Source organism: Streptomyces sp. IMTB 2501 (assembly GCF_001953885.1).
Taxonomy (GTDB): Bacteria; Actinomycetota; Actinomycetes; order Streptomycetales; family Streptomycetaceae; genus Streptomyces.
Map to the genome: position 1 here is coordinate 58,505 of NZ_MQUS01000012.1, position 22,374 is coordinate 80,878.

Consider the following 22,374-nt stretch of genomic DNA (forward strand, 5'->3'; position numbering starts at 1 on the left):
CGCGTCAGGACCCGGGCGGGCAGCTGGGGCTCGGCCCGCCCGGCAGCGCGAACGCCGAGGCGGAGCAGCCGAATGTGCGCGGCACGGGCATATCCCGCCCGGATCGGCAGGCAACTAGGCCTTCCTCCCCCACGCCGAGATCATCGGTGCGGTGGCCAGGTCCATGGCACCGGCCTCGACGTTTGCGAGGTGCCGGTCGATGTCCTCGTCGGTGGCGAGTCCGGCGGTGACGAGCCGGTCCCGGATCTGACGGACCGTCGCGGCCTCCAGAGCGGTGCAGGCAGGTGACGTCACCGGGAAGAACGCATCCGCCTCCACCCCGCTCAGGCCGGCCTCGCGCAGCAGACGCGGGACTTTGCGGCCGTACGACAGATCGGCGCCGCGTTCGGCGAGCAGCTTGCGGAAGCCCTGGCGCAGCCGGTTGGCCAGTTGCTGTTCAGGGCCGTACTCGTCGGGGCAGAGCAGGGGCTGGAGGGCGGGGTCGGCGTCCTCGACCAACAGCCAGCCGCCGGGCCGCAGGGCCCGGATCATGGACCGCAACGCCCTTGCCCGGTCCGGGACATGGACGAGGACGAGCCGGGCGTGGACCAGGTCGAAGCCCTCGCCCGGCGGTTCCTCGGCGCCGACGTCGTGGACGCGGACCTCCACCGGCGGACGAGCGGCGGAGGCGATCCGCGAGGTGTCGATGTCGGTCGCGACGACCTTGCCGGAAGGACCCGCCTTCTCGGCCAGCCAGGACACCACGGAGGTGCCGCCGGCCCCGACCTCCCAGCAGCGCCAGCCGGGCCCGATGCCGAGCGCCTCGATGTGCCGGAAGGTCGTGGGGTCGAAGAGGGCCGCGAGGGCGTCGAAGCGCTGTCCCGCCTCGTTCTGCCGGTTGTCCAGGAGGTACCCGTCGGATCGCGTCATACCACGATCATCCCAGTCGCCCGGCTTGTCCGGATCAGCGGACGCTCCTTCCTTGGCCAGGACCGATCCGTCGAGGAGCGGCAACCGAGCCGTCCACACTCGGGAATCGATTCTCCAGAGGCGGGCACCCGTCCCTCCACAGGCGGGAACCAAGCGGAACATCCTGTTCCCACAGCCTTCCCCGCGCCTTGCTCTCGGCTGGCAGACTTGCACCGCAAGGCGCGAAAGCGTCGCACGAGGAGATCCATGCGAGGAGATCCAGATGTCCATGGCGGGGAATCTGCGGAAGGTCACGGGGCTGGGCAGGGTCGGCGGCCTGCGCAAGGTGGCGCGGCTGGCCCGGCGGCGGCCGCGCGTGGACCTGAGTCATCCCGCGAGGTCACCGCTGGGCTCGTCGGTGGTCAACTGCGTGACGTACCAGGACGGTGTGCGGGTACCGCAGTGCACGGACCTGGTGGACGCCGTGCGGATGGTGCGCAAGACCCGCGAGGGGTTCGTCTGGCTGGGGCTGCATGAGCCGACGGACCGTGAGTTCGCGGGCATCGCCGAGCTGTTCGACCTGCATCCACTGGCGGTGGAGGACGCGGTCGAGGCCCATCAGCGCCCGAAGCTGGAGCACTACGGGGACACGCTCTTCGCGGTGTTCAAGACCGTCTGTTATGTGGAGCACGAAAAGCTGACGGCGACCAGCGAGGTCGTGAACACCGGCGAGATCATGGTGTTCGTCGGCGAGGACTTCGTCATCACGGTCCGCCACGGCCGGCACGGCTCACTGGGTCCCCTGCGCGAGGAACTGGAGGCACATCCGTACCAGCTCTCGAAGGGCCCGGCGGCGGTGCTGCACGCGATCGCCGACCATGTCGTCGACGACTATCTGAACGTCACGGACGCGGTGCAGGCCGACATCGACCAGGTCGAGACGGAGGTGTTCTCGGAGAACGGCGCACGGCTCGACCCGGGCCGTATCTACCAGATGAAGCGCGAACTGCTGGAGCTGAAGCGGGCGGTGGTGCCGCTGGGCCGCCCGGTGGAGGACCTGGCCACCCGGCCCATACGAGTCGTCGCACCGGAGATACAGACCTATTTCCGGGACGTGCTCGACCATCTGATCCGGGCCAAGGAGCAGATCGCCGCGTTCGACGAACTGCTCAACTCGATCCTGCAGGCCCATCTCGCGCAGGTGACCGTCGCGCAGAACGAGGACATGCGGAAGATCACGGCCTGGGCCGCGGTGATCGCCGTGCCGACGATGGTGTGCGGGGTGTACGGCATGAATTTCGACCACATGCCGGAGCTTCACTGGCGGTTCGGCTATCCGCTGGTCATGGTCGTCATGGCGGGGGCGTGTCTGGTGCTGTACCGGGGCTTCCGGCGCAACGGCTGGCTCTGAGCCGCGGAGGCCCCGGCGGCCGGGACGTGCGGCTCAGCCGCTCCAGGCGGGATGGCGTGGGTCGTCGGCGCGTACCAGGACGTCGGCCAGGGCGGCGGGGTCGCTCTCGTTCTCGTAGCGCTCGAAAGCGGGGAGTGTCCAGTGGTCGGCCTCCGGGGTGCGGCGGCGCAGCGCGCCCGGGGAGAGGAGGAGGTGCACGGTCAGGTCGAAGGGGAACCAGTGGCGCAGCAGAAGGGGGCCGTGGAGCAACAGGATCCCGCCGGGCGGAAGTTGGACATAGGGGCTGCGGGTGGCCCGGTCGGTGACCGGATCCCACAGGTCGGGCAGGATACGTCCGCTGCCGCCGGGGTCCAGCGGGCCGAAGACCTCGCGCCACAGGGCGCCGGTGTCGAACCATCCGCCGTAGTACGACTCCGCATCCCGCCGCCCGTGTTCCAGGCGCAGTGAAGCGGGACGCAGGAAGCCCTCGGCGCCGACCACGAGCGAGGGCCGACCGCGTACCCGCAGCGCTTCCCCGACCCGCGAGGCGAGATCACCGGGCCGGACTGCCGGGGCCCCGTCGAAGCCGACACGCGGCCAGGCGCCCCCATCGGCCGGCTCCAGTCCGGTCAGCCGGTCGGCGAGCAGCTCGGCGAGCCGGTCCCAGGTGATCGCTTCGAGTCGCACAGGGCCCATGATGCCGGGTGGCGGGGAGTGACGTGACAGCAGAGCCTGCTGGGAGGGGCGGGCGGTGCGCCGGGTTCTTCGTGAAGGCGGCCGGCGAACTGCTCGACGGGCTCGCCGAGGCGGGGGTGAACCGACTGGTCGCGGCGGGGCTGTTTACGAATCTGCTCGGCGCGGACGGGCGGCTGGCGAGGGAGGACCCGGCGGCGTTCCCACCGGAGATCCGCTCCTTCGCGCGGGCGCACACCGCGGGACTGGAGCGGCTGCGGGAACGGTCGCACGGGCCCGTCGACCGAGTGCTGCTCACACCCGCCGGGCATCAGGGGCGCGGGGCCGGGGACGGATCGGGCACCGTACGCGGGTGTCGGTGTTCAACTTCCGGCGCGGGAAGGAGATCGGCGTGCGGGAGGAGGAGATGGAGTAGGCAAGGCGTGGGAGGCACGGGCGGCGGCGGGGAAAGTACCGCGTATGGCGCTTCCCTCAACTCCCCACTCCCCCGGTCGGCTTGTCGTCGTCCAGGCGCTGAAGCCCAAGCGGTGTGCCGCTTGCCGGCGCGGGCCGCTGTCGCTGCTCGTACTGGAGGACGGGGCGCCGCGCTGTCTGCGCTGTGCGGACCTCGGACACCTGGTGTTCCTGCCGCGCGGCGACACCGCGCTGACCCGCAGGTCCAGGGAGGAGAGCGGGCTGTCGGTCGTGGTGGTGCGCCTCAACCGGCGCAAGAGCCGTTACGAGCGTCAGGGCGTGCTCGTGGAGGAGGCGGCGCTGGCCCGGGCCGAGGCTCGCTGTCTGGCGGACGCTGAGGCGCGGCGTCGGCGGCGGGCGCGGGACGCGCGGCGCCGGGCGGAGGAGGACGAGCTGTTCGCGGCGGCGTTCGCGGCCGAGATCCTGCGGCTGTTTCCCGGCTGCCCGGCCGACCGGGCGCGGTCCATCGCGGCGCACGCGTCCGCGCGGGGCAGTGGGCGGGTCGGGCGCAGCTCGGCAGGGCGGGCGCTGTCGGAGGGGGCCGTGATCTCGGCGGTCGTGGCAGCCGTACGGCATGTGGACACTCCGTACGACCAGCTGTTGATGAGCGGGGTGCCGCGGTACGAGGCACGGCGCCGGATCGCCCCGGCAGTGGAGAGCGTGCTGCGGGCCTGGCAGGACGCCGGAGCGGACGTGGGCTGACAGCAGTGAGAGGGGAGAGGGAAGAAGAAAGACAACGTGACGGGAGTGGGGGGAGACGTGCACGCACGGCGCCGCGGCCCTCGGACACGGTCGACACCGGTGACTGGGCGTTCCCTGGGGTGAGGGAGATGCCGGGCCCGTACTGGGCGGGACAAGAGGGGGCGTGGAGATGATCGGCGGGCCGTTCTTCGTGCTGGTCGTGGTGGGGGTTCTCGGCACCGGGCTGATGGCCGGGGTCTTCTGCGCGTTCTCCGCCTTCGTGATGCGGGGGCTCGCCGCGCTGCCGCCCGCGCAGGGCCTCGCGGCGATGAACGCCATCAATGTCGCCGCGGTCCGGCCCGCCTTCATGACGGTGTTCACCGGCACGGCGGTGCTGAGCACGATGATCGCGGTGGTGACGTTCGTGGTGTGGCCGGGCGAGGGGAAGCTCGAACTGCTGCTGGGCAGCGCGCTGTACCTCTTGGGCTCGTTCGGGGTGACGGTGGTGGCGAACGTCCCGCGCAACGCCAGGCTGGCCCGGCTGACCCCGGGCGCCCCGGAGGCCGCCGTGTACTGGCCGACGTACGTGCGCGAGTGGACGTGCTGGAACCACGTGCGGGCCGTCGCCGCCGCCGCGGCGGCCGTCTTCTACATACTCGCCCTCACGTGACCCCGCAGGAGCCCTTCGCCTGACCCGCCCCTGACAACCCCATCATCCGGTGCCGGGCTGACGGCCCGCGTCAGCAAGCGCTGTCCGCCGCTCTGCGCGCTCGCCGGCACGGACGTATCGTGGCCGAAAGAGTGCCGAAGGCAGTCGCAGGAAGACGATCATGGCCGATCCCAAGGGGTTCATGACCACGCCGCGCCAGGAGTGGGCGCGGCGGCCCGTCGAGGAGCGGGTACGGGACTGGGACGAGGTGTACGTCCCCGGGGCGCTGCTGCCCATCATCAGCAAGCAGGCCGACCGGTGCATGGACTGCGGGATCCCGTTCTGCCACGACGCCTGTCCGCTCGGCAATCTGATCCCGGAGTGGAACGACCTGGTCTCGCGGGAGGACTGGCGGGCGGCGAGCGACCGGCTGCACGCGACGAACAACTTCCCCGAGTTCACCGGCCGGTTGTGTCCGGCGCCCTGTGAGGCGGGGTGTGTGCTCGCGATCAACCAGCCGGCCGTGACCATCAAGAACGTCGAGTGCGCGATCGCAGACCGGGCCTGGGCGGAAGGTTTCGTCCCGGCGCGGCCGCCGGATCGGCTGTCGGGGATGACCGTCGCCGTCATCGGCTCCGGGCCCACCGGGCTCGCCGCGGCGCAACAGCTCACACGGGCAGGGCACACGGTCGCCGTGTACGAGAAGGACGACCGGATCGGCGGGCTGATGCGCTACGGGATTCCCGCGTTCAAGATGGAGAAGCGGCATCTGGAGCGGCGGATCGAGCAGATGCGGGCCGAGGGCACGAAGTTCCGTACGTCGACAGCGGTCGGGCGGGACGTCGGCGCGGTGGAGCTACGGGGGCGGTACGACGCGGTGGTGATCGCCACGGGAGCGACAGCGTGGCGGGAACTTCCGGTGCAGGGCCGGGAGTTGAAGGGGATACACCAGGCGATGGAGTATCTGCCGCTGGCGAACCGGGTGTGTGAGGGGGATCTGGAGGTTTCACCGCTGTCGGCGGCCGGCCAGCATGTGGTGATCGTGGGTGGCGGGGACACCGGGGCGGACTGTCTGGGGACCGCGGTGCGCGAGGGGGCCGCGTCCGTGACCCAGCTGGACATCTACGCGCAGCCGGGCGCCGAGCGGGACGAGGACACCGAGCCGTGGCCGACGTATCCGAAGATCTACCGGCTGTCGGCCGCGCACGAGGAGGCACGGGACCTGCGTACGGCACCGGCGGCGGACGCGGACGCGCGGCTGTTCGCGGCGTCCACGCTCCGCTTCGCCGGGGACGAGAGCGGGCGGGTGCGGTCGCTGCATCTGACGGAGGTCGACGAGCTGCGCCGTCCGCTGCCCGGCTCCGGGCGGACGCTGCCCGCCGACCTCGTGCTGCTCGCTCTCGGGTTCTCCGGGCCGGACCAGGAGGACGGGCTGATCGGGCAGTTGGGGCTGGATCTCGCCCCGCGGGGCACGATCGCGCGGGACGACGGCTTCGCGACCAACGTCCCCGGGGTGTTCGCCGCCGGGGACGCGGCGCGCGGGCAGTCGCTCATCGTCTGGGCGATCGCGGAGGGGCGGGCGGTGGCGGCGGCCGTCGACCGCTATCTGACCGGGAGTTCACGGCTGCCCGCGCCGGTCTCTCCGCGGGATCGGCCGATGAGGGTGTAGGTGTGGCCGACGGTGGCGCTGTGGCCACCGGGTGAGAGGGACGCGGCGGGGTCGGGGCAGCCGTTCCTCGCGTCCGTGCCCGCCACCTTGCCCGTGGACAGGGCCACCCGGTTCCAGGTGTTGATCGCGCAGATCAGGGCGATGACGTGGGCCGGTTCCTCCTCGTCGAAGTGGGCGGCGGCCTCGGCGTAGAGGGCGTCGGGGACGCCCGCGTCGGCGACCAGGGTCAGCGCCTCCGTGAGCGCAAAGCGGCCTGTTCCTTCGGGGTGAAGAAGTGCCGGGCCTCGCGCCGGACGGCGACCATGTGCGGCCGGTCCTCGCTCTCGCCGGCCTTGCGGGCGTCGCCCGTGTGCATGTGCAGGCGGTAGGCGCAGTGATGGAGATGCGAGGAGCGGATCCGGATCAGTTCGACCAGCGCCGGGTCGAGGAGGCCGCAGCGCGGCTGCCTCTTGAGCCCCACCGCCCCGTACCGGGGAATCACCCCGTCGTCCTGGCCCGGGAACGGTTCGCCCCGTTCCGGGGGCCGCTTGTGGACGGTCTCAGCGCCGGGCTCGATCGGGTCGAGGCCGGCGAAGAAAGCGGGTGAACTCCTCGCGGGAGCGCAGGACCAGGGTGTCGTGAGTGTTGTCAGCGCTGTGGGCGTTCGGTGCGATGAATGGTCAAGTGGGGCACTGTGATGAGGGGGGTCGGCCGAGGAACAACTCACGGTCGAGGTCAGGACAGCAGGAAGTCGGCCTTCCCCGCCTTGGCACCCTCGATGAACGCGGTCATCTCGTCGGCGGTGTAGATCAGCGCCGGGCCGTCCGGGTCGGTGGACTGGCGTACGGCGATCCGGCCGTCGGCCAGCTTCATGGCCTCCAGGCAGTTTCCACCGTTGCCGCCGCTCCAGGGCTTGTGCCAGCCCTCGCTGCCCAGCTCCCGCGCGGGCATGCCGTTGTAGACGTGTCCGCGCGGCTCGATGCGATCCATTCACAGCTCCTTGCGGAGATCCCGGAGGATCTCCTTCGTGCGTTGTGCCGTAGCGGCCTGCGCCGCCATGCGGTCCATGACCTCGAGATGGGTGGCCACCTCGGCGCGCGCGTCGAGGTAGACGGCGCCGGTCAGGTACTCGCTGTAGACCATGTCCGGCAGCTCCGGCATGGCGAATCGGAACAGCACGAACGGCCCGTACGTCCCCGGGTGCGGCCCGCTCGCGTACGGGGCGACCTGGAGCGTCACATGGGGCAGCTTCGTGGCCTCGAGCAACTTGTCGATCTGCGCACGCATCACCTCCGGACCGCCGACCGGGCGGCGCAGGGCCGTCTCGTCCATCACGGCCCAGAAGCGCGGGGCGTCGGGACGGGTGAGCAGCTGCTGGCGTTGCATACGCAACGCGACGTGCCGCTCGATGCCGTCCGGGCTGGTCTGGCCGATGGCACCGGACTTGAGCACACCACGCGCGTAGTCCTCGGTCTGGAGCAGGCCGGGGACGAAGTGCGGCTCGTAGGAGCGGATGAGGCTGGCCGCGCCCTCCAGGCTGACGTACATCGAGAACCAGCCGGGCAGGATGTCGTGGAAACGCTGCCACCAGCCGGGCCTGTTGGCCTCCTCGGCGAGCTGGACGAAGAGTTCGGCCTCGTCGTCGGGCACGCCGTAGGCCTTGAGCAGCAGTTGCAGATACGGGATCTTGAGAGCGACCTCGGCCATCTCCATACGGCGGACGGTGGCGGGAGCGACGCGCAGGACGCGGGCTGCCTCCTCGCGCTTCAGCCCGGCGCGTTCCCGCAGGTCCAGCAGGCGCCGACCGAGGACCACCTGACCCACTGTCGGCGCGGACCGCGGTTCGCTCACGCTCCCACCTCCACCGAAGACACCACCGAACGCTCCAACGACAGCCCCGCCGACACTCCCATCGGCAGTTCCGCCGGCAGCCCACCGACGGTTCCGCCGAAATGTTTCCCGACAGCCCTACGGCGCCATTCGAAGATGCATTCGAAGACCGAGCCGGATCTCCGAAGCCCCCAATTGGCGCCGCTCGACGTGCTGTTGCGAAGCAGTGTGCCACGGCCTCTGACCGAGTCACACAGCACTCTGCATTTTTCAGAGTGACACTTGCCAAGTGTTCACGGCGGGGAGATAGTGGCAAGCGTGATTCCGTCCGCGCCCTTAGGAACAGACGCCGCCGCAGGCCGTCCCGGTCTCGGCGCAGCCGCGGGAGCAACCCCTCAGGGGGACGCTGCCCGGCGCCGGTTCCGTTTCGAGTTGGCCGCACATCCGGGTTCCGTCGCCCAGGCGAGACGTCTGACGCATGCCCGGCTGAGCGGCTGGTCGGTGTGCGCGGACACCTGTGACAGCGCTGCCCTGGTCATATCCGAGCTGGTCACGAACGCGATCGTGCACACCGCGAGCAGTCGCGTCGTATGCGAACTGCACGACCACGACGACACCGTGCGCATAGCCGTACGCGACTGGGGCTGTGCCCCCGGTGAACCCCATCCGTCCCCGCGTCGGCCCGACGAGGAGCACGGGAGGGGGTTGCTTCTCGTCGACGCGCTGTGCCAGGCCTGGGGCGCCCAGGAACACGGGCCCGGACTGCTGGTCTGGGCCGAGCTGGCACGCCGGGCCGACGCGGGGCACAACACGGCGGCGCCGTACGACGCCCCGGGTTCGGCGCACGGCGCCGCGGGCCTGTACGAAGACCTGGGCACGATTGCCGGCACCATGGGGCCGCGCAACGACCTGGGCTGGGGTGCTCGCACCAAGCCGGGCCGCCCTGACGACTCCGACGAGGACGAGTCGCCGGAGGGCCGGCACCCGGGTTCCGGGCGCATCCCGCATCAGCCCGCAGATCAGCCGCACCGTAACGGAATTCCGGAGCCGCACCGCCACGGGACACCGGAGCCGCACCGGCACCGCGCCCCGGACCGGCCCGCGCACCAGCCGCTGCACCGGGCTCCCGAGCAGCGCCGCGCCGGAGAACGCCCGTGACCAGCTCCTACGACTCCGACCGGCGAGATGTCGTGCACTCCGGGCAGCACGGCCACGCCCGCTCCGAAGGTTCCGAGCGGTCCCTCGGTCTGGACACCCTGGTGCGGCTGCAGCGTCGCCGGAGCGTCCCGGACGCGCCCCGCCGGCTCACCGTGCCGGACGGCATGACTGCGCCGCTCGGCTGGGACGCCGTGGCCGTGCCCGACCGTCTCGGTCCGCTGGTCGTACCCCGGCTGCCGCGGCTGGGCTGTGTGTACACCGACGGCGCCCGCTGGTGGTGGATCGTTCCGTCGGACTCCGACTACGCCCTCCCCTGGCCGTCCCCGGCCCACTACGCCCCCGGCGCCCTGGTCACCGACACGGCCCGGCTCATCCACCGTCCGGAGGGTACGGTGCCGTACACTCCGCCGATCCCGCTGTATCTGGCGCTGTGCCGGGTGATCGGGACGCCGCCGGACTTTCCGCAGCGCATGGCCTGGCCGTGACGCCCATGAGGGTGCCGCCTTCTGTTCGGGAGGCGGCTGCGGGTTGTCGGTGGCTCGGCGCGCAGCCCCCCGCGCCCCTTGAGGTTGGCTGCCCCCGAGTCGGCTGATGAACCGCCTCCCCACCCGGAGTCTCGTCGTACGCCCCCTCTCGCTCCCCCTGGCACTCCCTGCGCGCCCTCCCCCGCCATCGGTGCGGCGGCGATAGTGGCCCTTTCGTCGGGGTCCGGGAGGTCACGGTGGGGAAGAGGCGGGGGACGGCCGAGCCGACGGTGTCGGGGTCGGAGCGGCTGCTCTTCGGGGGGCCGTTGCGGTACGACATGGGCTGGAACGAGCATGCGGACGCCTGTCTGGAGCTGGGCTTGCGCGCGATGGTGGTCCGGCTGCCCGGCATGCTGGCGTCCAGTCTCCGGCTGGCCCTGCAGGCCGACGCCCGGGCCGCGTGGATCGTGCTGGCCGCCGAGGCGGTCCGGGGCCTCGCCCAGGCGATGAGCCTGCTGGCCGTGAACAGCGCGCTCGGCAGCCTGCTGACCGGCCCGGACATCGGGCAGCGACTGCGCTCGGCGGCTCCCGCCCTGATCGCCGTGGCCGCCGTGTCGCTCATGGCCGTACTGCTGCGGGCGGCCTCCACCTACGCCACCGGGCGGCTGGAGCCCAAGGTGGAGCGGGTGGCGACAGAGCTGTATCTGGAGCGGGCGGCGAACGTGGAGCTGGCCGCGATCGAGGACCACGCCTTCCACAAACTGCTGGACACCGCCCAGTACGGCGCCGAGTCCGCGCGCCGGATGATCTCCGTCGGCACCCGGGTGATCAGCGCGCTGATCTCGCTGATCGCGGCGGCGGGCGTGCTGGCCGTGCTGCATCCGGTGCTGCTGCCGCTGCTGGTCACCATGACCCTGCCCAGCGCCTGGAGCGCGCTGACCAACGCCCGGCGCCGCTACGAGTCCTTCCACGTCTGGGTGCAGCACGTCCGCGCCGGCCGGCTGATCAGCCAGCTGCTCACCGAGCCCGGCGCGGCCCCGGAGATCCGGGTGCACGGGGTCGGCCCGTTCCTGCTGCGGCACTTCCGGTCCATGTCGGAGACGGCCGAGGCGGAGCAGACCCGGCTGGCCCGGCTGTCCGCCCGGACCGGTCTGATCGCGGCGTGCTGGACGGGCCTCGCCACCCTCGCGACCTACGCCACCCTGGGCGCGCTGCTGCTGGCCGGCGCGATGGCCCTGTCGGTCGCCGGTACGGCGGTGATCGCGATCCGTACGGGGTCGGCGAGCCTCGACTCGCTGGTGCTGGAGATCAACCAGCTGCACGAGGAGGCCCTGTTCGTGGGGGATCTGCAGCGGCTGTACGGGGAGGCGGCCGAGCGGGCCATCCCGGTGGGCGGCGAGTCGCTGCCCAACAACCCTCGGGAGATCCGGTTCGAGCACGTCACCTTCGGCTATCCGGGCGACGCGGCCCGTCCCGCCCTGGACGATGTCACCCTGACCCTGCCGCTCGGCCGGATCATCGCGCTCGTCGGCGAGAACGGCTCGGGCAAGTCCACGCTGGTCAAGCTGCTCGCGGGCCTGTACACCCCGGACCGGGGCCGGATCCTGTGGGACGACGTCGACGCGGCCCACGCCGACCGGCGGCTGCTCGCCGAGCGCGTCGCGATGGTGGCCCAGGACTTCAAGCGCTGGCCGTTCACGGCCCGGGTGAACGTGGCCGTAGGCCGTTCCTCCGCGCCCCTCACCGAGGAACGGCTGGCCGCGGCGGTCGCCGAGGCGGGGGCCGAGGAGGTGGTCGCGGATCTGCCGCGCGGCCTGGACACGCTGCTGGCCCGCGACTTCAGCGGCGGGCACGAGCTGTCCGGCGGTCAGTGGCAGCGGCTCGGCATCGCCCGGGCCGCGTACCGGCGCGGGCAGGTGCTGATCGTGGACGAGCCCACGGCCGCGCTGGACGCGCGCGCCGAGCTGGAGGTTTTCGAGAAGATCCGGGCGCTGGCCGGCAACGGGCAGACGGTCGTGCTGATCACCCACCGGCTGGCCTCGGTCCGCCACGCCGACCTGGTGCATGTGCTGGAGCACGGGCGGCTGGTGGAGTCCGGCACGCCCGAGGAGCTGCTGGCCAGAGGCGGTGTCTACGCCGAGCTGTATGCCCTCCAGGCCGAGCAGTTCACGGCGGAGGTACCGGCGCCGAAGCCGGCCTGAGCCCGCCCGGCGGCGGCCGCCGGCTCACTCCGCGCCGTCGCCGCCCCGCACGATCACCAGGAACGTGTCCGTCGCGAGGTCCATGACGACCTCGGCGGGCAGCCCTTCCAGGCGCCGCGCGTGCGCGAACTCCTCCGCGGGCCACGATCCCCGTGGACCACCGGCGGGAAAGCGTTCGAGCACGGTTCGCCCGTTCACCATCTCGCACCTCCAGAAAGCGTCGTCCTCATGGGAGTTAACGCCCTGGAGAACGAGAACGCCTCGCTCGGAGACGGGACTGAGACTTTACCGACACTGGTTCGGCGCGGACCGTGAGGATGCGTTCACTTTCTGACACGAACCGCACCCTCCGTGTCAGACGTCGTACTCGTCGTGCAGGCGGAGCCGCTCGCTGCCCCCGGGGGTGCGGACGAGCGCGGTAAGGTCGAGCAGGCCGGCGAGGGTGCCGAGGCCGTCCAGCCCGTCGTCGTACACCGAGTAGGTGTGGAAGACGCGGTCGCCGTCGCGCAGGAAGCAGCTGATGCCGGGGCGCTCGGCCGGACCGCCGCCCGGCTCCGCGGTGGCCACGGTGGCTTCGAAGTCGAGGTTGAAGTCGCCGTGGGCCGAAGAGGATGACGAGTACCAGGGCACCGCCCAGCCCATCCGTGCCTTGAACGGCAGGATCCGGGTGAACGGCGCCCGGGAGACGGCCGCGAAAGAGGTGTTCCGGGCATGCAGAGGGGCGAGGTGGCCGATCTGGTCCAGGAAGGCCGAGCAGCACGGGCAGCCGGACTCCCACTCCGGCGCGAACATGAAGTGGTGGACGACGAGCTGGGCCCGCCCCTCGAAGAGGTCCAGAAGGGTGGCCTTGCCGTCGCCGCCCTCGAAGACGTACTCCGTGTCGACCTCGACCATGGGCAGCCGGCGCCGCTCCGCGCCAAGGACCTCGCGCGCCCGCCTGACCGCCTCCTCCTTGCGCAGCAACTCCTCGCGCGCCGCGCGCCACTGCTCGCGCGGGACGATCTCCGGGAACGACATGGGCCCTCCTGCCGACGGCCGGTGAGATAAGTGGTGACCGTCGGTGGGTACGGAACTCATCGCCGTGCACGGAGATTCTTTCCGGACGGATTTCGCCGGTCGGCGCCCAGTACGGTCAGTACCTCACCGGCAGGGCCAGCAGTCCGCGAGCCCGCAGGGACGGACGCCACTCCAACTCCCCATCGCCCAGGCTCAGTTCGGGGAACCGTTCCAGCAGGGCCGCCAGGGCGATCTCCGTCTCCGCGCGGGCCAGGGGTGCGCCGAGGCAGTAGTGGATGCCGTGGCCGAGTGCGAGATGCCCGGCGGCGTCGCGGGTGAGGTCGAGGCGGTCGGGGTCGGCGAAGCGGGCGGGGTCACGGTTGGCGGCGGACAGGGACACGAGGACCGTCTCCCCGGCGGGGACGGTGACACCGGCGATCGTCACGTCCTCGACCGGGAACCTGCGGATGGCGAGCAGCGCGGGACCCTCGTAACGGACCAACTCGTCCACGGCGGCGGGGATGTGGGCCGGATCCTTGCGCAGGGCGGCGAGCTGGTCCGGGTGCTGGAGGAGGGTGAGGACGGCGTTGCCGATGAGCTGGACCGTGTTCTCGTAGCCGCCGAAGAGGATGAGGAAGGCCAGCGACATCAGCTCGTCCTCGCTGAGCCGGTCACCGTCCTCGTCGTGTACGGCGATCAGGTCGGAGAGCAGGTCGTCGGCGGGCTCGGCGCGCTTGGCGGCGAGGAGATCGGTGAAGAAGCCGAGCATGGCGGCCACCGCTTCCCGGGCGGCTCCGGGGCGTGCCGGGTCCGGGGCGACGAGGGTGTCGGTCCAGATCCGGAAGTCCAGGCGCCTGCTCTCCGGCACGCCGAGCAGGTCGCAGATGACGGTGATGGGCAGCGGGGCCGCGTAGGCGGCGATCAGGTCGGTGGTGCCGTGCGGGCCGAACGCGTCCAGGAGCCGGTCGGCGGTACGGCGGATGGGCTCGCGCAGTTGCCGCACGCGGCGCGGTGTGAACGCGCGGCCGACCAGGCGCCGGATGCGGGTGTGGTCCGGCGGGTCCATGTTGAGGAGGTTGGCGTCCAGCGCGGGCGGCAGCGGGAACCCCTTGTAGGTGCCGGCCGACGCGTGCCGCTTGTCCAGCGAGAGCCGCGGGTCGGCGAGCGCGGACCGGACGTCCTCGTACCGGGTGACGAGCCAGGCGGGGGTGCCGTCGGGTCCGGTGATGCGGTGCACGGGCGCGGTGTCGCGCAGGCGCCGGTAGACGTCGTAGGGCTGGTCGATGAGGCCGTCGGCGAGTTCCATGATCTTCAGCCTACGCGGACTCAGGTGTCGTACTGCTGGATGCGCCGCGCATGGCTCCGGTCGGTCAATGCGGGCAGGCGGCGCTCCAACTCGCCCACGACGGCGGGGAGATCGAGGGTCAGCAGTTCGCGGTCGCGCATCAGGATCCGGCCGTCGACGACGGTCGTGCGGACGTCCGACGAGCGCGCGCTGTGCACGAGGGTGGCGGCGAGGTCGTGGACGGGCTGGGTGTGCGGGCCGGTGAGGTCGACCAGGACGATGTCGGCGCGCCGGCCGGGCGCGAGGCTGCCGACGCGGGCGCCGAGGCCGACCGCGCGGGCGCTCTGCAGGGTGGCATGGTGCAGTGCCTGACGGGATGTCAGCCAGCGTGGATCGCCTTGGTTCGCCTTCTGGACCAGGGCGGTCAGCGTCATCGACTCCCAGACGTCGAGGGAGTTGTTGGAGGCGGCGCCGTCGGTGGCGAGCCCGACGGGGACGCCGGCCGCGCGCAGGGCCCGTACCGGAGTGGTGTCCGGCCAGGCGAACCTGAGGTAGCCGCGGGGCGCGGTCGCCACGGCCGTACGACCCCCGGCCCTGGCCAGCAACGGGAGGTCGCGCTCGATGATGCCGGTGCCGTGTGCGATGAGCAGGTCGGTGCCGAGCAGCCCGGTCCGGTCCAGGACCTCGATGGGGGTGAGGCCGCGCCGGGCGAGGCTGGTGTCCGTCTGGTCGCGGTTCTCGGCGGCGTGGAGGTGGACGGGCAGGCCGTGTGCGCGGGCGAGTTCGGCGGTGGCGGCGAGGTCGGCGTCGGTGACGGTGTAGGGGGCGTGCGGGGCGAGGGCGGTGGTGATACGGCCGTCGGCGCCGCCACGGTGCCGGAGCGCGAACTCGGCCGACCGCTCCCGCCCTTCGGGGCCCTGGCTGGAGAAGTAGGCCTCGCCGAGGTGGGCGCGCAGCCCGCACTCGGCGACGACGACGGCGACCTCGTCCATGTGGAAGTAGTGGTCGGCGAAGCAGGTCACCCCGCCCCGGATCATCTCGGCGCAGGCGAGCCGGGCGCCCAGCTCCACGTCGCCGGCGGTGAGGTTGGACTCGACGGGCCAGACGACGTCGTTGAACCACTCCTCGATCGGCAGGTCCTCGGCGAGGCCGCGCAGCACCGTCATCGACGCGTGCGTATGGCAGTTGATCAGCCCCGGCACGGCGACCTGCCCGTGCGCCTCGATCCGCTCCACGGCTGGCAGTTCCCGCACCTCGGCCGCCGTCGTCACCGACTCGATGACCCGGTCGCGTACGACGATCCCCGCGTCCGGGCGGAACTCGATCCGCTCCTCCTCGTCATGGACGAGCGCGGTGCAGCCGGTGATGACGAGGTCGGCGGGATAGGTACGCATGGGCTCACCGTACGGCTACGCGGCGACCGGCAGCGGGACCTTCACCCCGTGGGTCTCCAACTGCCGCAGGGCTTCTCGCAGTTGCCCGAGGTGCCGGGAGGTGAGCCGGCCTGTTTCGTCGAGGTGGACCGCACAGGCCGTGGTCGTGTCGACAAGTCGCTCCAGGACGTCCGCGACGGCGTCCGTGCCCGCGGTGTACCGGGCGAGGGCGGGCAGTTCGGCGGCGGCCAGCGCGATCGTGGTACGGGCCTCGGCGAGGGCGCGGTAGGCCTCCCGGCGCAACGCCCACCGCTCGGTACGGCCACCTGGGCGGCCGAGGACGCCGGACGTGTCGTGGTCGCCGGACGTGTCGTGGTCGCCGGAGCCGCCGACGGCGTCGGACTCGCCGAGGACATGCGCGAGATAGGCCTGCGCGGCACTGCCGGCCGTGGCGAGGCGTGCCCGTACCGCGCCGCCGCGTCTGCCCGGCATCGGAAGGTGCCCGACGACCAGCACGAGTACACAGGCCAGCAAGGTCTCACCGATGCGGCTGACGGAGGCCTGCGGCTCACCGCCGGCCATGACCAGGGCGAGGACGAGGACGGTGACGACGGCGGTCTGCGCGGCGAAGTGCCGGGTGGCGACCGGGACGAGCGCCCCGCAGACCGCGACCAGCGCGATCAGCCCGGCGGGCCGGGGCAGCAGCGCGGCGAGCCCGGCGAACACCACGGCACCCAGTACGGTCCCGGCGGCCCGGCACAGCACCCGGGAGACGAGCGGCCCGAGGTCGGGCTTGACGAGGAAGACGGCGGTGGCGGGCAGCCAGTACCAGTGCTGGTGCTGGCCGTACCAGCGGGTGTGGTGCAGCGCCTGGGCGATGGCGGCGCTGGCCCCGAAGCAGAGGGCGACGCGCAGCCCGTACTCGCGTCCGCCGGTGCCGAGCGCGGCGCGCAGGGCGTCCCTGGCGCCCCGGTGCCGGGTGAGCAACCGCTGCCGCGGGCCGTCCGCCCGGTCGAAGGCCTCGGCGGCGCGCAACAGGGCGTCGTCGAGGGCGCGCAGGGCGGGAACGGACCGGCTGGGGGCGGGCAACGGGCCGGTGCCGGTGTTGCCGCGGACGGCGGCGGCGAGCCGCCTGAGCCCTTCCGCGGCCCGCGCCGAGACCGGCTCCCCCGCCCAGAACAGGGCGGTGGCGGCCTCGGCGAGGGGCAGCGCGGCCGCGTACTGGGCGTGCAGCCGGCGCTCGGCGGCGGAACTGGCGTACCGGCGCAGCCGGGGCCCGGCGAGGGCGTCCTGGGCGTGGTCGAGTGCGGCGGTGAGCGCGGCCCGCCGCGCGGTGGCGTGCGCTTTGCCCACGGCCTCGACCAGGGCGGCCACCGCGTCGTACACCTCGGCGACCGCCGCCCGCTCCCCGTCGAACCGGAAGTCCCCGGCGAGCGAACCGGGCGTGGGCAGGGCGAGCCGCAGCAGAAGCAGCCACCCGGCTCCGGCGAGGAAGGCGAGCGCCCGCAGCGGGCCGCTCTCGGCAGCCGGCATCCCGGCGCCGAGCGCCGCACCGACGAGCAGGTGGGTCCCCGCGGCCGAGGCGACGGGCCCGACCGCGCTGATCCCGCCGGCGACCAGCCCGAGCCCGGTGAGCGCCGACGTGAGCGGTACGGCGGCCAGTTCCTGCCCGGCGTACGTGCCCACGAGCAGCCCGAGGGCACCGGCCGACGCGGGTACCCCGAGCCGCTCCACGGCGGCCCGCCGGCTGCCGGGCCGGTCGTTGATGCCGGCGAGCATCGCGGCGATGGCGGCGAGCACACCGAGGGGCGTCCGCCCGGCGAGCACACCGGCGAGCAGCAGCGGTCCGGCGGCGAGCGCGCCCCGGATCACCGCGCCCCAGGGCACAGGACCGCGCTGCGCGCGCAGGGCATGGGAGAGCCAGAGGGGTGCGGCGGGCCGGGACACGGGGCTCCTGTTCGTACGAGGGCGGGGTGGGCCTGCGGACGACAGTGGCCGGTGGACCGTGCTTCCACGGTAGGACGGGTTCGCCGGACGAACCGGGCGATCACGTTTCAGGGAGGTGAAAGATGCCTGGGACGGCCGGGTTCTTTATGAACGCAATCCCTCGGCGCAATCCGTCACCGCCGTCCATGACGCGGTTCCCCGACCAATTCACGAACTCGATGAGCTCGATGAGCTCGATGAGCTCGATGAACTCGATGAACTCGATGAACTCGATGAACTCGATGAAGGCCTTCACGAACGCGTTGCCCCGACGATCCGCTCGGCATCGGTGACGGCGCGGAGCAGCGCACCGGGTTCGGCCCGCAGCCCACCCACCACCGCGTCGATCCCGCGCAGCCCGGCCCGCTCCAGCAGCCGTTTCTCGTTCGTCACCCACTCGCCGCGTGCCGCGAGCACGGCGTGCGCGGCCTGGGCGGCGGCCGTGGCGATGGCCCCGGCGGTCTCGGTGAGGCGGCCGTGGGGCGCGTGGTTGGCCTTGGCGTAGCCGAGAGTGGCGCGGGCGGTGCCGTACCAGCGCTCGGCGGCGGTGACGCGCAGCCTGGCCGGGTAGCCCGCGGGGCGGGGCAGGGTGCCCCTGAGTACCTGGTTGACGGCGAGTTCGGCCACGATCAGATAGGTGGGAATGCCGGCGAGGTGGAAGAGCAGCGGCTCCACCCGGAACCGGCCCTCCGCGGCCTCCGCCAGCTCGTGCTCGACCACGTCCAGATCCCGGTAGTGCACATCCACCCGGCGTCCGTCGACGGTGAGCCAGGCCCCGCCGTTGAAGACCCCGCCACCCCACTCGCCGACCTCGGACACCTCCCCGTCCCAGCCGACGGCCCGCAGATCGTCGGGGTCGAAGGGACCCCGGTAGTAGACGGCCAGGTCCCAGTCGCTGTCGTCCCGGTGCGTGCCCTGGGCCCGGGAACCGCCGAGGGCGACGGCCTGGACGGTGGGGAGGGCGGCGAGGCGGTCGGCGGTACGGCTGAGGAAGTCGGAATCGGAAGACTCGGGCATGGCCTCAGCCTGCCGCAGCGATCCCGAAGTCCGCTCCCGAAATTCCCACGAGGCCCTCCGCGTTCGGCTTGCCCTTCTCCTGGTAGGAGGATTCCGGGGCGGGCGTGCTCGATGACCCGGCTGACCCGCTCGCACGAGGCCGGATTCGCGAACCGCATCATCGGGTCGGCGGGGCCGGCGTTCGCGAGCAGTCCACCTCGCAGCCGACCGCCCGGAGTTGGTCGATCCGCTGCTGACGGCGCTCGGGTCCCTTGCCCGCACCGACAGCGGTGCCGAAGATGACCTGCCGGACCATTCCCGAGTCGGTGACCAGGCCCGAGGCGTGGAAAACATCCCGAGACGCCCGCTCAGCGCCCGGAAACCGGGATGCGGCAGCGCTACCGAACGCGGATGATCGGGAGGTTGTTGGGCCTTTCCCTAGGAGCTGCCGTGATCCGACGAGTCGACGCGCCCGGTCTCTTCCCGCCGCCCACCTATGCGCATGCCTCCGTGGTGGAGGCGGGCAGCAGGCTCGCCTTTCTCGCGGGGGCCGTGCCGCTCGACGAGAAGGGGGAGGTCGTCGGTCCGGGTGACCCCGTGCGGCAGGCCGAGCAGGTGATCGCCAATCTCGTGGAGCAACTCGCCGCAGTCGGGAGCGACTTGGCGCATGTCGTCGTTACGGAGGTGTACGTGGTCAGCAGTGAGCCCTCCGTGCTGTCCGCCGTGTGGGAGGTCGTCGAGGCGTCCGGGCTGAGCGCGGGACCGCACTCGTCCACGCTGCTCGGTGTCGCCTGCCTCGGGTACACCGGGCAGCTGGTGGAGATCACGGCCACGGCCGTGGTGCCGGAGCGGGAAGAGAGCCGGTGACGGGCACGGTCGTACTGCGGCGGGCCGCACCGGCCGACGCGCGTGCCGCAGCCGATGTGTGGCTGCGGTCCTTTCGGGCGGCGCTGCCCACCGTGGCCCGGCCGCGCTCCGACGACGATGTGCGGAAGTACTTCCGGGACGTCGTGGTGCCGGCGCGGGAGACCTGGGTGGCGGAGGCGGCCGGCGGCGGGATCGTCGGTGTGATGGTCCTGCACGAGGAGGAGCTGTCCCAGCTGTATCTGGACCCGGAGTGGCGGGGGCACGGCATCGGCGACCGGTTCGTCGCGCTGGCCAAGGAGCGCAGCCCGGGCGGGCTGAGCCTGTGGACCTTCCAGGTCAACACGCCCGCCCACCGCTTCTACGAACGCCACGGTTTCACCGCCGCCGAGTCCACCGACGGCGGTGGCAACGAGGAGCGGGAGCCGGACGTGCGTTACGTCTGGCGGCCCTGAGCCCCGCGTTCCGGCTCGCCCGAGGACCGGCCCCACAGTCGGACCTTGGGCAAAGGCGTTCCGTAGCTGCCCGCTCGGCTCGTCGTCAGTCCCAGGGTGACCAGGGATTCCGCGAGCTTGACCGCCGCCGCCACCCCGTCGACGACCGGCAGCCCGAGCTTCTCCCCCACCGCCCGCTGCAGTCCCGTCATCCCGGCGCAGCCCAGGACGAGGACCTCGGCGCCTGCGTCCCGGGCCCGTTCGGCCGCCGTCAGGAACGCGGACTCCGTGCGGCCGGGGTCGTCGGCGAGGTCGAGGACCCCGAGGCCGGTACCGACGACGGCGGCGCAGTTGCGGGCCACACCGGCGGTCTCCAGGCTGTCCTCGATCTGGCCGCGGGAGCGGTCCAGGGTGGTGACGACGCCGTAGCGACGGCCCAGGAAGCAGGCGAGGTGGGCGGCTGCCTCGGTGATGTCCACGGCGGGAACGTCGACCAACTCCCGTACGCCTTCCCGGCCGTGCTCGCCGAAGCCGGCCAGGACGACGGCGTCGTACGCGGGTCCGTCGTAGGTGCGCAGCGTGTCGAGGACGGCCGCGGCCGAGAGGTAGCTGTCGAGCCAGCCCTCGGCCGATGCCGGGCCCCAGGCCGGGGTCAGGCCGGTCACGGCGGTGCCCGGTGCCGCGGCGGCCCGCGCGCCACGGACGATCTCCTCGGTCATCTCCCGCGTGGTGTTGCAGTTGGTGACGATGATCCGCAACGTGTCAGACCTCCTCCGCCGTCGCCGTGCGCTCCCGGCGGGCAAGCAGCGCGTACAGGGCGGCGCCGAGTGCCGTGCCGATGAACCAGGAGTACGGCGCCACATCGCTGAAGCTCTTCACCAGGGCCAGTACGGCGGCGACCGCGGCGGCGGGCAGGAACGCCCACAGCGCCATCGGGTTGACGCCCCCGCGGTAGTGGTACGGCGAGCCCGCGCGGGCGTCGAACAGCGCGTCGACGTCGACCTTGCCGCGCTTGACCCAGTAGTAGTCGATCATGATCACGCCGAACAGGGGGCCAAGGAAGGCGCCGAGGCCGCCGAGGAAGTAGTTGACGACGGTCGGGTTGGAGAACAGGTTCCAGGGGGTGACGACCAGCGCGGCGACCGTGCTGATCATGCCGCCGACCTTGAAGGTGATCCTCTGCGGCCAGACGTTGGCCAGGTCGTACGCCGGCGAGACGAAGTTGGCGACGATGTTGACGCCCATGGTGGCGACCGCGAAGGCCAGCGCCGCGACGATGAGCACCCAGGTGTTGCCGACCTTGGCGACCAGTTCCGCCGGGTCGGTGATGGCCTGCCCGAACGCCTTCAGCGAGCCGGCCGTGACGATCACCGACACGACGACGAAGGCGGTGGAGTTGATCGGCAGGCCCCAGAAGTTGCCGCGCCGGACGGTCCGGTAGTCGGGTGCGAAGCGCGAGAAGTCGCAGAAGTTGAGCATCAGCGTGCCGTAGGTGGCGAGGATGAGGCCGATCGCACCGAACCACTGCCGCCACTGCTCACCCGTGGACACCGGGTGCGGGGTGGAGGTGAGCGAGATGCTCCAGTGAGCCTTGGCCAGGACCCAGACCGCCAGCGCGATCATCACCAGCCAGATCACCGGGCCGCAGAAGTCCTGGAACTTGCGCACCGCTTCCATGCCCTGGCTGATGATCAACCACTGGAGCGCCCAGAGCGAGACGAAGGAGATCCAGCCGAGCGCGTCCAGGCCGAGGAAGGAGTGGTGAGTGAGGGACGCGAGGCCCGGCCAGGCCGCGAGCAGCATCACATTGACGGCGACGGAGGCCAGATAGGTCTGGATGCCGTACCACATGATGGCGATCACGGCTCTGATCAGCGCGGGGATGTTGGCGCCCCAAATGCCGAAGCTGATACGGCTGACCACCGGGAAGGGCACGCCGTGGCGCTGGCCGATCTTCCCCATCCGGTTCATGCCGATGTAGATCAGCACGAAGCCGACGAGCAGGGCGGTGAAGACCTGCCAGACGTTCATGCCGAGGACCAGCAGACCAGCGGCGAAGGTGTAGTTGCCGAGGTTGTGGACGTCGGACATCCACATGGCGAACAGGTCGAAGACCTTCCAGTTCCGCTGCTCGGCGGGGGCGAGGTCCTCGTTGACGAGTCGGGGGTCGGGGACGAACGCGGGGGCGCCGGTGGCTTCGGCGCGGTCGGCGAGGGACACGGGGCCTCCTGAACAGGGGGGACGAAGGGGCCGTACCGTAGGAACTCGGGCACACCGCCGGCCGAAACTCAGCGGCGCGATCGATTTGGTATACCAAACTGCCGACATGGTGCCGCCGTCAAGCGTTCGGACCGATGTCGTTGCCGTTACGGCCCCGTAAAAGCC

General features: G+C 71.9%; 22 protein-coding genes and 1 pseudogene. 9 read left to right on the forward strand and 14 right to left on the reverse strand.

Annotated features, from left to right (window positions below; genetic code table 11):
* Positions 1 to 114: 114 nt before the first annotated feature.
* On the reverse strand, positions 115 to 909 hold the full coding sequence (locus AV521_RS21470; RefSeq protein WP_076090092.1) for a class I SAM-dependent methyltransferase: 795 nt from the start codon (positions 907 to 909) through the stop codon (positions 115 to 117).
* Between the two features lie 262 nt (positions 910 to 1,171).
* On the opposite strand from AV521_RS21470, the gene corA reads away from it, so the two are divergent.
* The gene (gene corA, locus AV521_RS21475) at positions 1,172 to 2,299 is read left to right on the forward strand and encodes a magnesium/cobalt transporter CorA (protein ID WP_076090093.1); all 1,128 of its coding nucleotides are present in this window, start codon (positions 1,172 to 1,174) and stop codon (positions 2,297 to 2,299) included.
* Positions 2,300 to 2,332: 33 nt separating this feature from the next.
* Here the strand turns inward: corA and AV521_RS21480 are convergent, their stop codons facing one another.
* Positions 2,333 to 2,965, reverse strand: coding sequence for a uridine kinase (locus AV521_RS21480; protein WP_076090264.1), 633 nt, complete (start codon positions 2,963 to 2,965; stop codon positions 2,333 to 2,335).
* Positions 2,966 to 3,430: 465 nt separating this feature from the next.
* Here AV521_RS21480 and AV521_RS21485 point away from each other — a divergent pair, with 465 nt between their 5' ends.
* The 3 genes from AV521_RS21485 (at position 3,431) to AV521_RS21495 (ending at position 6,423) form a co-directional block, all read left to right on the forward strand.
* On the forward strand, positions 3,431 to 4,126 hold the full coding sequence (locus AV521_RS21485) for a DUF2293 domain-containing protein (protein WP_076090094.1): 696 nt from the start codon (positions 3,431 to 3,433) through the stop codon (positions 4,124 to 4,126).
* 169 nt (positions 4,127 to 4,295) lie between these two features.
* Positions 4,296 to 4,775 carry a DUF1772 domain-containing protein gene (locus AV521_RS21490; RefSeq protein ID WP_076090265.1) on the forward strand — a complete coding sequence of 160 codons (480 nt, stop codon included), beginning with the start codon at positions 4,296 to 4,298 and terminating at the stop codon, positions 4,773 to 4,775.
* Between the two features lie 160 nt (positions 4,776 to 4,935).
* Positions 4,936 to 6,423, forward strand: a complete 1,488-nt coding sequence (locus AV521_RS21495) for a glutamate synthase subunit beta (protein WP_076090095.1) — start codon at positions 4,936 to 4,938, stop codon at positions 6,421 to 6,423.
* A gap of 65 nt (positions 6,424 to 6,488) precedes the next feature.
* On the opposite strand, the pseudogene AV521_RS51020 reads toward AV521_RS21495, so the two are convergent.
* From AV521_RS51020 to AV521_RS21510, 3 genes and pseudogenes are all read right to left on the reverse strand, one after another.
* Positions 6,489 to 6,904 (reverse strand): annotated as a pseudogene (locus AV521_RS51020) (carboxymuconolactone decarboxylase family protein); the annotation flags it as partial.
* A gap of 233 nt (positions 6,905 to 7,137) precedes the next feature.
* The gene (locus AV521_RS21505; protein ID WP_076090096.1) at positions 7,138 to 7,392 is read right to left on the reverse strand and encodes a DUF397 domain-containing protein; all 255 of its coding nucleotides are present in this window, start codon (positions 7,390 to 7,392) and stop codon (positions 7,138 to 7,140) included.
* Positions 7,393 to 8,253, reverse strand: a complete 861-nt coding sequence (locus AV521_RS21510) for a helix-turn-helix transcriptional regulator (protein ID WP_076090097.1) — start codon at positions 8,251 to 8,253, stop codon at positions 7,393 to 7,395. It lies immediately after the preceding gene.
* 261 nt (positions 8,254 to 8,514) lie between these two features.
* Between AV521_RS21510 and AV521_RS21515 the strand changes: the two genes are divergently transcribed.
* The 3 genes from AV521_RS21515 to AV521_RS21525 all read left to right on the forward strand — a co-directional run bounded on the left by AV521_RS21515 (position 8,515) and on the right by AV521_RS21525 (position 12,055).
* A complete protein-coding gene (locus AV521_RS21515) occupies positions 8,515 to 9,390 on the forward strand; it encodes an ATP-binding protein (protein ID WP_256725648.1) in 876 nt (291 codons plus the stop codon).
* Between the two features lie 32 nt (positions 9,391 to 9,422).
* Positions 9,423 to 9,875 carry a hypothetical protein gene (locus AV521_RS21520; protein WP_076090266.1) on the forward strand — a complete coding sequence of 151 codons (453 nt, stop codon included), beginning with the start codon at positions 9,423 to 9,425 and terminating at the stop codon, positions 9,873 to 9,875.
* Positions 9,876 to 10,192: 317 nt separating this feature from the next.
* On the forward strand, positions 10,193 to 12,055 hold the full coding sequence (locus AV521_RS21525) for an ABC transporter ATP-binding protein (RefSeq protein WP_371917056.1): 1,863 nt from the start codon (positions 10,193 to 10,195) through the stop codon (positions 12,053 to 12,055).
* 24 nt (positions 12,056 to 12,079) lie between these two features.
* Here the strand turns inward: AV521_RS21525 and AV521_RS49380 are convergent, their stop codons facing one another.
* The 7 genes from AV521_RS49380 to AV521_RS21555 all read right to left on the reverse strand — a co-directional run bounded on the left by AV521_RS49380 (position 12,080) and on the right by AV521_RS21555 (position 18,712).
* Positions 12,080 to 12,256 (reverse strand): hypothetical protein, encoded by a 177-nt coding sequence (locus tag AV521_RS49380; protein WP_167357441.1) that lies wholly within the window; start codon positions 12,254 to 12,256, stop codon positions 12,080 to 12,082.
* Positions 12,257 to 12,409: 153 nt separating this feature from the next.
* Positions 12,410 to 13,072 (reverse strand): DUF899 domain-containing protein, encoded by a 663-nt coding sequence (locus AV521_RS21530; protein ID WP_076090100.1) that lies wholly within the window; start codon positions 13,070 to 13,072, stop codon positions 12,410 to 12,412.
* Positions 13,073 to 13,187: 115 nt separating this feature from the next.
* On the reverse strand, positions 13,188 to 14,357 hold the full coding sequence (locus AV521_RS21535; RefSeq protein ID WP_076090101.1) for a cytochrome P450: 1,170 nt from the start codon (positions 14,355 to 14,357) through the stop codon (positions 13,188 to 13,190).
* A 20-nt stretch (positions 14,358 to 14,377) separates the two neighbouring features.
* Positions 14,378 to 15,730, reverse strand: a complete 1,353-nt coding sequence (locus AV521_RS21540) for an amidohydrolase (RefSeq protein WP_076090102.1) — start codon at positions 15,728 to 15,730, stop codon at positions 14,378 to 14,380.
* A gap of 15 nt (positions 15,731 to 15,745) precedes the next feature.
* Positions 15,746 to 17,656 carry an FUSC family protein gene (locus AV521_RS21545; protein ID WP_179023281.1) on the reverse strand — a complete coding sequence of 637 codons (1,911 nt, stop codon included), beginning with the start codon at positions 17,654 to 17,656 and terminating at the stop codon, positions 15,746 to 15,748.
* Between the two features lie 100 nt (positions 17,657 to 17,756).
* Positions 17,757 to 17,951, reverse strand: coding sequence for a hypothetical protein (locus tag AV521_RS21550; protein WP_076090103.1), 195 nt, complete (start codon positions 17,949 to 17,951; stop codon positions 17,757 to 17,759).
* The gene (locus tag AV521_RS21555) at positions 17,948 to 18,712 is read right to left on the reverse strand and encodes a nucleotidyltransferase domain-containing protein (RefSeq protein ID WP_076090104.1); all 765 of its coding nucleotides are present in this window, start codon (positions 18,710 to 18,712) and stop codon (positions 17,948 to 17,950) included. The genes AV521_RS21550 and AV521_RS21555 overlap by 4 nt, the downstream gene beginning before the upstream one ends.
* Before the next feature lie 429 nt (positions 18,713 to 19,141).
* Here AV521_RS21555 and AV521_RS21560 point away from each other — a divergent pair, with 429 nt between their 5' ends.
* The gene (locus AV521_RS21560; protein ID WP_076090268.1) at positions 19,142 to 19,558 is read left to right on the forward strand and encodes a RidA family protein; all 417 of its coding nucleotides are present in this window, start codon (positions 19,142 to 19,144) and stop codon (positions 19,556 to 19,558) included.
* Positions 19,555 to 20,010, forward strand: a complete 456-nt coding sequence (locus tag AV521_RS21565; protein ID WP_076090105.1) for a GNAT family N-acetyltransferase — start codon at positions 19,555 to 19,557, stop codon at positions 20,008 to 20,010. The genes AV521_RS21560 and AV521_RS21565 overlap by 4 nt, the downstream gene beginning before the upstream one ends.
* Here the strand turns inward: AV521_RS21565 and AV521_RS21570 are convergent.
* Positions 19,992 to 20,747: an aspartate/glutamate racemase family protein gene (locus AV521_RS21570; RefSeq protein WP_076090106.1), complete on the reverse strand. Its 756-nt coding sequence runs from the start codon at positions 20,745 to 20,747 to the stop codon at positions 19,992 to 19,994. The two genes, AV521_RS21565 and AV521_RS21570, sit on opposite strands and share 19 nt — an antisense overlap.
* 4 nt (positions 20,748 to 20,751) lie before the next feature.
* Entirely contained in the window at positions 20,752 to 22,209 is a 1,458-nt protein-coding gene (locus tag AV521_RS21575; protein WP_076090107.1) for an NCS1 family nucleobase:cation symporter-1, read from the reverse strand.
* Positions 22,210 to 22,374 lie beyond the last annotated feature (165 nt).